11 protein-coding genes and 2 pseudogenes are annotated in these 12,527 nt (G+C 68.1%); 4 read left to right on the forward strand and 9 right to left on the reverse strand.

Annotated features, from left to right (window positions below; translation table 11 throughout):
• Nucleotides 1-541 precede the first annotated feature (541 nt).
• From ABZ818_RS40740 to ABZ818_RS40750, 3 genes and pseudogenes are all read right to left on the reverse strand, one after another.
• The gene (locus ABZ818_RS40740; protein ID WP_361426836.1) at nt 542-1,555 is read right to left on the reverse strand and encodes a cytochrome P450; all 1,014 of its coding nucleotides are present in this window, start codon (nt 1,553-1,555) and stop codon (nt 542-544) included.
• 240 nt (nt 1,556-1,795) lie between these two features.
• Nucleotides 1,796-3,166: pseudogene (locus ABZ818_RS40745) on the reverse strand (FAD/NAD(P)-binding oxidoreductase); the annotation flags it as partial.
• Nucleotides 3,163-3,390, reverse strand: a complete 228-nt coding sequence (locus ABZ818_RS40750; protein ID WP_361426806.1) for a ferredoxin — start codon at nt 3,388-3,390, stop codon at nt 3,163-3,165. The pseudogene ABZ818_RS40745 and the gene ABZ818_RS40750, both read right to left, overlap by 4 nt.
• 670 nt (nt 3,391-4,060) lie before the next feature.
• Between ABZ818_RS40750 and ABZ818_RS40755 the strand changes: the two genes are divergently transcribed.
• Nucleotides 4,061-4,618 (forward strand): GNAT family protein, encoded by a 558-nt coding sequence (locus ABZ818_RS40755; RefSeq protein WP_361426809.1) that lies wholly within the window; start codon nt 4,061-4,063, stop codon nt 4,616-4,618.
• Nucleotides 4,619-4,714: 96 nt separating this feature from the next.
• Here the strand turns inward: ABZ818_RS40755 and ABZ818_RS40760 are convergent, their stop codons facing one another.
• The 5 genes and pseudogenes from ABZ818_RS40760 to ABZ818_RS40780 form a co-directional block, all read right to left on the reverse strand.
• Nucleotides 4,715-5,851, reverse strand: coding sequence for a cytochrome P450 (locus ABZ818_RS40760; protein ID WP_361426812.1), 1,137 nt, complete (start codon nt 5,849-5,851; stop codon nt 4,715-4,717).
• Nucleotides 5,852-6,417: 566 nt separating this feature from the next.
• A pseudogene (locus tag ABZ818_RS40765) lies at nt 6,418-6,963 on the reverse strand (DUF6529 family protein).
• 4 nt (nt 6,964-6,967) lie between these two features.
• Complete coding sequence (locus ABZ818_RS40770; RefSeq protein WP_361426815.1) at nt 6,968-7,471, reverse strand: hypothetical protein; 504 nt, start codon at nt 7,469-7,471, stop codon at nt 6,968-6,970.
• A 513-nt stretch (nt 7,472-7,984) separates the two neighbouring features.
• Nucleotides 7,985-8,743, reverse strand: coding sequence for an ABC transporter permease (locus ABZ818_RS40775; RefSeq protein WP_361426818.1), 759 nt, complete (start codon nt 8,741-8,743; stop codon nt 7,985-7,987).
• 58 nt (nt 8,744-8,801) lie between these two features.
• Nucleotides 8,802-9,587, reverse strand: a complete 786-nt coding sequence (locus ABZ818_RS40780; RefSeq protein ID WP_361426821.1) for an ATP-binding cassette domain-containing protein — start codon at nt 9,585-9,587, stop codon at nt 8,802-8,804.
• Between the two features lie 441 nt (nt 9,588-10,028).
• On the opposite strand from ABZ818_RS40780, the gene ABZ818_RS40785 reads away from it, so the two are divergent.
• Entirely contained in the window at nt 10,029-10,766 is a 738-nt protein-coding gene (locus ABZ818_RS40785) for a helix-turn-helix domain-containing protein (protein WP_361426824.1), read from the forward strand.
• A gap of 120 nt (nt 10,767-10,886) precedes the next feature.
• The gene (locus ABZ818_RS40790) at nt 10,887-11,459 is read left to right on the forward strand and encodes a DoxX family protein (protein ID WP_361426827.1); all 573 of its coding nucleotides are present in this window, start codon (nt 10,887-10,889) and stop codon (nt 11,457-11,459) included.
• Between the two features lie 317 nt (nt 11,460-11,776).
• Here the strand turns inward: ABZ818_RS40790 and ABZ818_RS40795 are convergent, their stop codons facing one another.
• Nucleotides 11,777-11,992, reverse strand: a complete 216-nt coding sequence (locus ABZ818_RS40795; RefSeq protein WP_361426830.1) for a hypothetical protein — start codon at nt 11,990-11,992, stop codon at nt 11,777-11,779.
• Between the two features lie 170 nt (nt 11,993-12,162).
• On the opposite strand from ABZ818_RS40795, the gene ABZ818_RS40800 reads away from it, so the two are divergent.
• On the forward strand, nt 12,163-12,450 hold the full coding sequence (locus tag ABZ818_RS40800) for a hypothetical protein (protein ID WP_361426833.1): 288 nt from the start codon (nt 12,163-12,165) through the stop codon (nt 12,448-12,450).
• Nucleotides 12,451-12,527 lie beyond the last annotated feature (77 nt).

The raw sequence follows: 12,527 nt of genomic DNA on the forward strand, positions 1-12,527 counted from the left end.
CTCGACACCTCGAAGCGTGAAGAACGGCCGTCCTGCTGTCCCGGGAACGAACCAAGATCAGCGGGTCAGGTGAACCGCCGAGGTTAAACATCAAGATCAGAAGCCGTTGCTCTATCGACCACGGTGAACGTCGGTTCGAGTGTGACAGTTCGGCCGAGTGATCTCTTGGCCCAGCATGCTTGAAGGCAGGGCCTTCCGTGTAGCTCGGGGCTGTCGAGACCAACGTGCACGCAGGAGGCCCTGTTGCGGCCGTTGTACGGGTTCGCGCCGGCCGGTTCCAGTTCTGTCACCCGTGTGACTGCCTGCGCACCGGTTCGGGAACGCAGGCAACCATCCGGACAGGCGGCCGAGCTGTCCGTCGGATATGACGGATGCGGAGTGGGCAGTGGTCTGCGAGGCGATGCCGCTCTCGCTCTGGCTGGAGAGCCGTGGCGGTCAGACGGTGGACGGGCTGGGAGCTGAGGAGGGTAGCGGTGCTGTCGAACGCAGAGCCGGCCGGGCCGTCCGCGGCGCGACCTTGCAACTGCCCTCGGCTGCCGCGTCACTCGTCACCCTGCTCGATGTCCAGGTGGATCGGGCCCCGAAGGACGGGGCTGGGCCGGTACGGCGGTGGGTCGGCGACCAGCCTGGGGCGGTCGAGCCGGCGTACCAGCTCGGTCAGCGCGATCTGGGTTTCCCGCCGGGCCAGCGGGCCGCCGAAACACAGGTGGATGCCGCTGCCGAACCCCAGGTGCTGGTTGTCATGCCGATCCGGGTCGAAACGGTCCGGATCGTGGAAGCGCTTCGGATCGCGGCTGCCTGAGGCCAGCATGAGCATGATCTGCGAGCCCTGGGGGATGACGGTGTCGGCGACGGTGACGTCGCTGTACGCCACCCGCCAGGGAATGATGTGCACGGCGGGCTCGTAGCGCAGCAGTTCCTCGACCAGCGGCACGACGAGGTCCGGTTCGTCGCGCAGTCGCTGCAGCACCTGCGGGTGGCGCAGCAGCGTCAGCATGCCGTTGGTGATGAGGTTGACGATGGTCTCATGGCCGGCGATGAGGAGCAGCCTGGCGGTGGCGACGATTTCGGCGTCGGCCATCCGACCGTCGGGCCCGTCGTCGTTGGCCAGCCGTGACAGCAGGCCGTCTCCCGGCCGGCCGTGGCGCTGTTCCACCAGCTCGCCGAGGCACTGGCGCAAGTCCTTGCGGGCCTGTACGCCCTTGTCCAGTTTCTCCTTCGGGTCGGTCTTGGGGTTGTAGTCGATCGAGTTCATGATGTCGTTCACCCAGAGGTGGAACCTCGGCTCGTCCTCGCGTGGCACGCCGAGCAGGTGACAGGTCACGGTTACGGGGAACGGGAAGGCGAAATCGTCGACGATGTCGATCTGCTCCTTGCCCGCCAAATCGTCGATCAGGCTGCCGACGGTGGCGGTCAGGAAGCCTTCAAGTCCGGTCACCAGCCCAGGAGTGTGCGGGGGGCCGAAGTGACGCATCGCCATACGCCGCAGGCGATCGTGCTCGGGCGAGTCCATGTGGATGAACGACGACGTGGCCCCTTCCTCGGCTGGGGGCATCGGACGCGACAGATTGCGCAGGTCGGAACTCAGATGCGGGTCATTCAGTATGTCCGTGATCTCGCGATAGGTGCTGATGACGTAGCTGCCGTCCTCCTGCCGAGCCACCGGCGTCTTGCGCAACTCGGCATACAGCGGGTAGGGGTCGGCCCGGACGGAGTAGTCGAAGATCCGTTGCAGCGTGCCGGGCGTCCCGGTCGTGGTCGCCTGGCTTTCCTCCTGCCGATGCTGGTGCACGGCCGTGACGCGGCGCTCACCCGGGTCATGGCCTGTGACGATCACCGTGGCGCCCTGCGCGAGCAGGGCGGGGCCGGGGAAGTCGACGGGCACCGGTTTCATGTCGGCCGGCTGGTCCGGCGTGGGGCAGGGGGGTGGGAAAGGTGCGGCCGTCTCGATCAACCGTCGGTAGTGGTCCAGCCACTTTCCGTTGTTGAAGCTCACGGCAGCTGTGACGCGGCCCTGATAGCCATATGCGGTGACGAAACGGTGGTTGTCCAGCGATCCCTGGGTGACGACCACCTCGTCGGCGAAGGTCGGCACGCCGACGGACTTGATGTTGACGCCGAACTGGATCGACCAGAACAGCGGGATGGACAGGTGGGGCCGGCGGTCCGCCTGGGCACTGACCATGTTGTGTGCCGCGACCTCTGCCTGCTCCACGGCGTTGGCCCAGTGCTCCAGTGAGATGAGCCGGCATTCGTAGATGGGGTTCGGGCAACGTGCCACGTCTCCCGCGGCGAAGACGTCGTCGGTGACGCGGCCGTTGATGTCGAGGGCGCGGCAGCCCGTGTCACAGGTGATTCCCCATACGCCCGCCGCCAGTCCCGACTCCCGCAGCCACTCGGTGTTGCGGATGCTCCCGAGTGCCACCACCGCCACATCGGCGTCGACCGTACTGCCGTCGTCGAAGTGAGCACGGCGAAACCGTCCCTGCGCGTCGCCCTCCAGCCGGGCGACCTTGACACCGCACCGCAGGTCGACACCGTGAGCGCGCTGCATGTCGGCCGCAACCTCGCCGATCATGGCGCCGAGCGCCCCGACCAGCGGGGCCGGCGCGAGTTCGGCGACGGTCACCGGGATGTCCCGCACGCGGCAGACGGAGGCGATCTCGGAGCCGGTGAATCCCGCACCGATGACCAGCACACGGGAGGGCCCGGCGGCGAGGGCCCGCTGCAGGCTCTCGGCATGCTCGCGGGTACGTACGACGAACACTCCGTCCAGGGCCGCCTCGGACTCGACGAACCACGGCCGGGCCCGGACCCCGGTGGAGATCAGCACCCGGTCGAAGGGAACCTCGCGTCCGTCGGCCAGCCGCACGTGGTTCGTCGCGAGGTCCAGCCCGCTGGCGGGCACGCCCAGCAGCCACTCCGCATCGATGCCACGACGGCGGGGCAAAGTGGTGCCCCCGGCTGGCACCCACCCGGTCAGTACTTGCTTGGACAGGGGAGGCCGGTCGTAGGGCTCGCCCAACTCGTCACCGATCATGGTCAACGATCCGGTGAAACCCTCGTCTCGCAGAGCCTCCGCGGCCCGCAGTCCCGCCAGCGAAGCCCCGACGACCACGATGCGGCCATCGCGCTTGAACGCACGCAGGTTGTCGGCACTGGTCATGAGGGCGACGCCTCCGCCGGTGCGTGCCGCGCCTCCGGCTGGTCGACCAGGATCGCCTGGACCGGGCAGGCCGCCGCGGCGCGTAGCACCTGGTCGCGCTGGGCGTCGTCGGGGTTCGGGTCGTACATGAGCGCTTCCTCACCGTGCATCCGGAACGCCTCCGGAGCCAGGAACGCGCACTGCGCATACCCTGCACATCGGGAAAGATCAACGACAACTTTCACCCCTACCTCCACAGGGGAGTGGGAGCTGCAGACCCTCAAGCCGGCGCCACTCCGGCGCGCAACGAGGGGGGATCCGGCCGCTGCCCACCCCTGCGAAGTGCGAGGGGGTGCACCGCGCTCGTCGGGTCCCCATGGAAAGAATTGATCATCGCGGCTCAGGCGATCGGCGCCTGACTAGGGACGTATCCCTGGTGCTGCTGCATTTTGGTTTCGCAAGCGGCGCTCTTTTGGATTGCCGTTTCGACGGAAACCGTGTGGCATGGTACGCCGGAAAACCGTCACAAAATCAGCGTAACAGCGGCACCGATAACGGCGAGTCCGATGGCCCGGGAGACGAACCCCTGACATCCAACGTTGACATCAACGACGCTGGACAGCGGCGTACCTTGGTGGAGAACCGGCGTACGCGGCACGGCAGCGAGACGCCGAGTACCGCCATGAGCTGCCCCGACCTCCCGCCCCATGACAGCTCTACCTCAGTTCAGTCCGAAGAGCAGTAGCGCGGCAGCACCGGCACGACCCTCTCTGACGCAGTCGGACTTGCGCCCGCTGCACGACCCCGTTGCTCCGGACGAGGACGACGATCAGCGGTGAGACGGAGCACGGCGGGCAGCGCCTGCCTCGGCGTGCCTGTCGGCCTCGCGCGCACAGCAGCGTGATCAAATAGGGCATGGCATCGTCTTGGACCGGTAATCGGGTACGCCTGCGCGCTGTCGAGCCCGAAGACTGGACGGCGTTCGCGCGTTTCGCCGACGATGACGGGCCGCGAGGGGGCCGGCTGGATCTGCCGCGGTCCGCCGAGAGTTACCGTGCCTGGGCGAAGGAGCAGGCCGTTGCCGAGTGCCATGACGACCGCTTCCGGTTGGCGGTCGAAGCGACGGCCACGGGAAAGCTGGTCGGTACAGTCGGCTCACATCGCACCGGCCCTCGCTCAGGCTGGTTCGAGTTCGATATCACCATCAGCGCCGGCCACCGGCGCAAGGGCTACGCGACGGAAGCCGTGGTGCTGCTGCTGCGCTTCATGTTCGCCGAGCGGCGCTATCACAAATGCCTGGCGGCGGTTTTGGCCCACAACGAGGCATCGCTGGCACTTTTTCGTGGGCTCGGCTTCACCGAGGAGGGGCGCTTGCGAGAACACGTTTTCTTCGCCGGCCGGCACCACGACCTCGTCATGATGGGCATGCTCGTCAACGAGTTCGACCAGCGACACACGATGAGCGAACCATGAGCCGCTGATCCAGGCGCGTGTGGAACGGCACTCCGACTTGATCGACGTTCGTTGTTCGCGGGTGGAGGCGGCCGGCCACCGAAAGCAGGACTGCCCTCAGCCGCGCAAGGTGGCACGCAGGTGCAGGCCGGCGGTGGCCAGACCTTCGAAGGTGGTGACCCGGTAGCCGGGTTCCGCGCCGGGCGGCTCGCTCAAGTGGTAGCGGCGGGCGGTCTGCGCGGTCATGAGCGTGAGCATGGCCATGGCCAGAGCGGCTCCCTCGCAGCCGTGCGGCCCGGTACCGAAGCCGAGGAAGACCCCGGGTTTCGCAGGCGAGCCCGAATCATCGAGCCAGCGTTCGGGCCGGAACCGGTCCGGCTCGGGGTGTTCCCGTGCGTCGCGGTGGGCGGTGTAGGGGCAGACGAGAACGGTGGACCCGGCGTCGATGGTGTAGTTGGCGAGCTGAGTCTGTCGCGGGGCGCGCCGGGTCAGTAGCCAGCTTGGGGGGTGCAGTCGGAGCACTTCGCGTACCAGTGCCTGGGTGTATTGCAGGCTGTCGAGGTGGGTGCTGGTCGTCGTGGCCGGGTCGGCGGGCAGCAGGGCGGCTTCGGCCGCGACGCGGTCCGCGGCCTGGGCGTATCGGGCCAGGTGGAGCAGGATCCATCCGGCTGCCCGGGAGGGTGTCTCGAAAGTGGCGACGGTGATTCCGGGGACGGTGTCGAGGATGACTTCTTCCGACAGCGGGCCGTAGCGGGAGGAGGGCCGGAGCATCTGTCCCAGCACGTCGTCACCGAGCCGGCCCGATGAACGGCGCCGGCGGACGATGGGCCGCAAAGCGTTGGTGAAGGCGATTTGCTGCCGTGTGCGGAACCGCCGTGCCGGTGTGGGGACCCAGCGCGGCCACACCCAGTGCGAGGGGCGTACGAGCACCTCCCGGGCCACGAAGAGCTGCCAGGCGAAGGGCAGGAGGGCGGGAGCGTCTTCGGAGAAGAGGTAGCGCACCCCGATCTCTGCCAGGACGGGCCGGACCAGGGGAAGAATCTCGACGTCCCGGCCCGTGGGCCACTGGTCGGCAAATCGAGCGGTCCCGGGCGCGATCTCACCGATCCGGGCCGCAACCGCCTGCGGGCGCAGTCCGCGCCTGCGGGCGGCGCGAGCGTGCGCACGCTCCTCGCGCATCGGCGCTCCGCCGGCCCGCTTCAACGGCGGGAAGAGGGGCGAGGACGGCTTGGGGAAGTCCTGCGCACGACGCAAGACCGCTTCACACACCCCGGCCGTAGCGGCTACGTAGACACCCGACTCCAGCTGCCAGACGTCCCCGCACTCGTCAGCGCCACGGCGCGCTAGTGCCAGCCGGTCGCGGCTCCAGGCCGCGAAGCTGCCTCCGGGCAACCGCGGCGGCTCATTCACTCGGCCCATGGGATCGCCCCTGACTTCTCGTACCAGTCAGGCCGATATCGTCGGCAGCGCAGCCAAGAGCCGGCGGGAGCCCGGGGGCGCCCGCCGACCGTGTGGTCACACCCTGTCGTCGCCGGTGTGCGTGCCCCAGTCGTGGGCCCCGTACGCACCGTAGTTGCGGGTGAAGGACAATTTGGCGAGCAGCTTGGCGATCACGAGGCACTCCTCTCGCTTGCCTTCAGCACCATGTGCCAGACGTTCAATTTTTTCGGTCGTAGCATATATGTCGCATTTTAGGACATCGGCCGCACGCATGGATACAAGGCGCGTGCTTGCGGGCCGGGCCCGCAGCCGGCCAACGTCGCCCCGGTGCCGGCGGTCGGTGCCGCCCCCGGCTGCGAGGTGCGGCGCCGCCGGGCCCCTCAAGCCCGGCGGCACCAACGCCCCGAAGGAACGGAACGGCTTTCGCGCGAACCGGCGATCACCGTGACGAGCGCGCCACCGGCGAGCGGGAGCGCCCAGCCCGGCCAGCGGCGGTGGCGCACCACGACGACCTTGGCGACGAAGGCCCCCTAGAGAAAACAGCCGGCGAGCGAGTGCAGCGCCTCGCGGGGCCCGGTCAGGCTGACGCCGTAGGCGATGATGCACTGCTGGGCGATCGGGACGGAGAACAGGAAAGCGAACATACCGATCAGGCGGTGCGCGGTGCCCACCGGGTGCGGCGCGGCGCGCAGGCCCGGCAGCCGGCCGTACATCCACAGCGCGAGGAGCAACTGGATCCAGTCCCAGCAGGGCGTTGCGCAGCTGGGACTTGAGCAGGAAGACGGCGGGGCCGTGCGCCCCGAAGAAGCTGCGCCGGTGCTCCGGGGTGTGTACCCGGCCGTACCAGATGAGGCCGCCGGTCCCGCCAAGGGCGGCAGCAGCCACAGCAGCCCCCGGGGTTCGGTGCGCGGGGCGAGGCGTGGCATGTGATCAGCCGCCCCCGCCGTCAGCCTTGTCGCCCCGAGGAGCGCCGGCCCGAGTGGACGCAGAGCGCGGCGGGCCGGTGATCAGGAAGCCGGCGAGCGACGTCAAGACGCCGACGGCCTCGGCGATCGCGCTGGCGCTCTTCTTCGGCCACCAGGCCGGCTCGTACATGTTCGGCAGCGGACCGAGCGTGCCCACGTTCACGTACCGATAGAGCAGCACGGCGCCCAGCGCGGAGACGGACACCAGGAAGGCGAACGCCCACACCGGCCGCCGGCGACCGAGGAGCAGGACCAGCAGCGCGGCCAGGGACGCCACGGCGGCTTCGAGGCGGAACAGCATTCCCTGGCTGATCTGCTGCCCGACCCGATCGAAGGCGTGGGCGAGATCGGCGTGCACGTAGGCGTTCACGGTCAGTGCGGCCGCGGTCACCACTTGGAGCAGCACGCGCACGACCGTGCGCCGGCTGATGGCGGTGCGGTGCGGGCCGCCGCCGGGTCCGGGAGCCATCGCTACTGCCCGGTCCCGGTCGCGGCGGCGCTGCCGGGGGCCGGTGACGCCGGGCCGTCGCCCTCCCCGGACTCATGACCGCCATGGAGTAGGGGTGTTCGGGTTGATGGGAGAAGGACGAAGGTGTCTTGGGGGAACGCAGGCGGGGCATCCTTGGGGGACTCGTCGACCATGTACATACCTCTCTTTCACCGGCTAACTCCGATCGGTAACCCATTAATAGGCGGCCATGCCTCGGCTCGCTGGACTGCCGCGCGGTGGCACGTAGCAAATAGTTGGCTAGACGGTTGGGTGGGCACCTCGGCCCAGACAACATTTCCGACGTGATGGGGCGGGCGGCAGTAGTCCCAGCGGCTGGGCACGGCCTCCGTTGCTAAGAGTAGTAAGCCAGGCGGCCCGCGTTACCTCGGGCGCCAGGGCTATCTGAGTGGCATGTGTCGAGTCGGGACGGCACCGAAGGTGTTGGGAAGCATCGCGCCGGCCGTGCAGGCGGCAACCAGGCCGCGGCCCCGGTCAGCGGGTCACGCGGGGGTATAGGCGGGCGCCTGCCGCGACGAGCAGCACGACTGCACCTGCCAGCACGGCGATGTCGGTGCCCAGGCCGAAGGCGGACTGGCCCTGGGACAGCATGAGCGAACGTAGCGCGTCGGTCTGGTAGCTGAGCGGGTTGACGTGCGCCACAGCGCGCAGCCAGCCGGGCATGAGGGAGATCGGGTAGATCGCGTTGGACGCGAAGAACATCGGCAGGGTGAGGATCTGACCTATGCCCATGAATCGCTCCCGGGTACGCACCCAGCAAGCGATGACCAGGGAGAACGTGACGAACACCGCCGCACCCAGGACGAGGATCACCACCACTCCGAGCAGCGGGGCCACCCCGGCGCGCAGGTGGACACCCAGGGCCGCGGCGAGCAAGTACACGATCACCCCTTGAGCCAGGGCCCGGACCCCTGCGGAGAGCGCCTTGCCCGACACGAGCGCGGCCCGCGAGGCGGGGCTGACCAGGAACGTGTGCAGGATTCCGAGGTCACGCTCCCAGATGACCGCGATGCCGTAGAAGATCGATACGAACAGGGTGCTCTGGGCGAGGATGCCCGGCGTGAGGAAGTCGAGATAGGGGAGGCCGCCGGTGGGGATGGCCCGGGCGCGGGCCATGACCTGGCCGAACACCAGCAGCCACAGCACCGGTTGTACCGCGCGGGCGAGCAGTTCCAGCGGGTCGTGGCGCAGCTTGCGGACTTCGACGTCGGCGATGGCCACCGTCTCCGACAAGAAGCGCGCGATGGTAAGCACCCAATGCCAGGGCCCGGTCTTGCCGCCGGACTCGTGGTCAGCCCCGGCGACACGCCGTGCGCCGAGTGCGGGCGACATCGCGGAACCGCCCTTCTGCCTCGCCCTGGTCCTTGGCGTATGCGACGAACACGTCTTCCAGGCCGGCGTCCGGGCCGATCGAGGCCGTGAGCTCATCGGGCGTGCCCAGAGCCGCGAGCCGGCCGCGTCGCATCATGGCCACACGGTCGCAGAGAACCTCGGCTTCCTCCATGTCGTGCGTGGTGAGCAGCAATGTAGTGCCCTCCTGCGCGATCAGGCCCCGCATCTGCTGCCACACCCTGCGCCGGGCCGCCGGGTCCAACCCCGCCGTCGGCTCGTCGCAGAACAGCACGGTGGGCCGGTGCAGCATCGCCTGGGCGATTTCCAACCGGCGGACCATCCCCCCGGAGAACTCCCGCACCATCTGGTGGGCAGCCGATTCGAGACCCATGGCCGCCAGTGCCTGCGCGATCCGCTGGCGGCGTTGACGGCACGGGATGTGGTACAGCCGGGAGAAGACGCTCAGGTTCTCCCATGCGGTGAGTGAGCCGTCGGTCGAGAGCATCTGCGGGACGTAGCCGATCGAGCGCCGCACGCCCGCGGCCTGAGCGGTTACGTCGAAGCCTGCAACACGAGCGGTGCCATGCGAGGGCGGCAAGAGCGTGATGAGCATCTTGATCGTGGTGGTCTTGCCCGCCCCGTTGCTGCCGAGCAGGCCGAACACTTCCTGGCTGCGGACTTCGAGGTCGAGGTGGTCTACGGCGGTCAGGGCACCGAAGCGGCGGGTCAGTCCCTTGGCGATCACCGCGGGTCGGGCCGCGGACAGCCCACCCGCGCCGGCCGTACCGGGCTGTGTGGAGTTCTTGCGGGGACTGTCCATGGAGATCAGGGATTCGGCTTGGCGGGCTCGGGGAGCCGGTTGCGGCCCGCGCGGCTTCGCCGCCAGAGGGCGTGATCGTCACGATGCCTGTCCGGGAGGCGGCCGTCACATTCTGTCGAATTCCATTATTCCCCTCCGGCTCCTGTAGGCCCATCGACTGGCGCCGCGAAGGCGCACCGCGGCACCGGCGCTGGAGAGGGGGCGCCTACCTCTGCCTGTTTGGCTGGTCGAGCGGGGCATCAAGAACCAAAGTGGCTGCCGCAAGGGTTGTAGGTCGTCTGGCGACCCCAGCAAGATGAAAATTTTCATCCCAAGAAATAGGGCATTCAGGGTTTCGCCCACTTTTTTTAGCGATATGATGTGTTCGTGGGATTGGATCACGTCTCGTTGTCCACTCTTGCCGCCCTTGGCGACGAGCTGCGTCGTCGCATGTTCGAGTTCATTCGGCAGGAGCGGCGTCCGGTCACGCGCGAGGAGGTCGCCGACGACCTCGGCATCTCCCGCAAGCTGGCGGCATTCCATTTGGACAAGCTGGTGTCGGTGGGTCTGCTCCAAGCCCACTACGGATCATCCACAGGTATCCGGAAGGTCGGCCGCAGGCCGAAGGTGTACGAGCCGGTGGCCGAGGCGATTGCGGTCACCATCCCTGAGCGCCGCTACGGCATGCTCGCCGACGTCCTCACCGAAGCCGTGCTGACCGAAGCCGAGGGCGAAGCGGCCCGCGACACCGCGCTCCGCGTGGCGTATCGGCGTGGGGAAACCCTCGGCGGCGCGGAGCGGGAACAGGTCCAGCCCGGGCGGCTCGGCGCCGAGCAAGGGCTGAGCCTGGCCGCCGAAATGCTTGAGAAGTTCGGGTACGAGCCGGAGCGCACCGCCCCCACCCTGCTGCGGCTGCGCAACTGCCCCTTCCACCCCCTGGCGGCCAAGGCCCCGGAACTGGTCTGCGCCGTCAACCAGGCCTTCCTGGCCGGATATCTGCACGGCCTGGGAAGCGACAAGAACACAGCGGTGCTCGCCCCGCGCCCCGGCGCGTGCTGCGTCGAACTCCGCGCGGACGACGTGACCCAGGGCGCCTCGGAATCCGGAATCGCCTGCGGGTGGTGAGCCGACGGGGCAGACCGCGGTCTGGAAGCAACCATCCGCGATGGGGAGCAGGTGCTCACCATTGATCAATGGCTCGGCGCCTGGGGAAGCACCCCGTTCACGTGCTCACCGGAGCATCCCATGGCTGCGAAGAGTTACCTAGCGAAGAGTTACATACGCCCTGCTTCCACCCCTGCCGAAGCGGCAGAGCGCCCCACCGCCAGGTCGAGGTCATCCCCTTCCGACTGGGGGCTTCTACTCATCCGGCTGACATTCGGACTGCTGATGGCCGGACACGGCGCTGAGAAACTGTTCGGGATTTTCGGTGGCAAGGGGCTGACGGCGACCGGCAGGGGATTCGCTGCCCTCGGCTACCGCCCGGGGAAGGTCTTCGCCGCGATCGGCGGTCTGTCCGAATTCCTCGGCGGCCTCGGGTTGGCCGTGGGGCTTCTCACCCCGCTCGCGGCCGCCGCCCTGATTGGCGTGATGATCAATGCCATGACAACCGTGACCGGTGCCCACGGCCTGTGGGAGACGGACGGCGGGGTGGAGTACAGCGTCTGCATCGCTGTCGTCGCCTTGTCCATCGCCACCATAGGTCCCGGGCGGCTCGCCCTTGACCGGTTCTTCCGATGGGGTGCCGGCGGCTGGGCCGAGGGTGCCTTCGCCCTCGGACTCGGCGGTATCGGTGCCGCTGTCACGCTGAGTCTCTGACGCATTCCGGCAGGCCCTGCCACATGATTCTTCCGCCAAAACGGCAATCCAGAAAGGCGCCGATTACGTAACCCAATACGGCTGCAACCTGGGGATACGTCCCTGGTCGGCTGGTTCCCGTGCAGCGAGGATCTTGGATGCGAGACGTGCTCCTCGAACGCGCGGGGCGACGCCCACGATCGTGCCGCTTCCTTGCGGCCGCGGTCATTCATTCCGTTCCGCCAAGACCGCGCCGGCCCGGCCACACGGGCCGACGCGGCAGAAGGAAGAGTGCATTCACCATGCGAGTAAAAGGCGCTAGGCGTCTCATCGCGACGTCAGCCGCCATTCTGATGGCCGGCGGTGCTGCGATGGGTGCAGCCGGCACGGCTGCAGCAGCAGCGCCTGCCGTGCACACCCACGTGACCACCAGCCGGTGCTTCGGCGACGACTGGCGCTGCTTCGACCACGGATTCCGCTTCGACCACCGCTTTGACCACGGCGGGTTCCGCTTCGATCACCGATTCGACCATGGTGGGTTCCGCTTCGGCCACTGATTCGACGGCGGACCTGTCGTGATCATCGTGCGCTAGTAGCGGGCGTCGCTGGAACCCAAGAGGGCGCGCTCATCGCGGGCGCGCCCCCCTTGCGTAGAAGATCAGTAAGCGTGCCCGGTCCTGCTTCCGCGTCCAGGCCGCGTAGGCCTCAGCGCCCAGGAGTCGCGATGAACTCCACCAATGCAGCCGATGCTTCCCTGAGAGGACTCGGAGCATGCTGTGCTGTCGCCAACGCGATACTGCACACGCTCCTCATTCCTGATCACCTTGAGGAAAAGTTCTACATCGGCGTCCTGTTCGCCGTAGGCAGCGCCGTCATGCTCGCCGTGGCTCTGGCGCTCGCCGTCATGAAACGTCCCTTGGCCGCTTGGCTGACCGGGGCACTCGTCAGTCTCGGCATGATCATCGGCTTTCTGCTGTCGCGCACCGTCGGTCACTCCTCTGGTTACCGATGAAGGAGACCAGCTCCTCCGGAGCAGTCTCGGTCACTTCACCCAGAGGACCATGCATCGCTTGAGGACATCGCGCTCCA

The sequence above is a fragment of the Streptomyces sp. NPDC047453 genome (assembly GCF_040643155.1).
Lineage (GTDB): Bacteria > Actinomycetota > Actinomycetes > Streptomycetales > Streptomycetaceae > Streptomyces.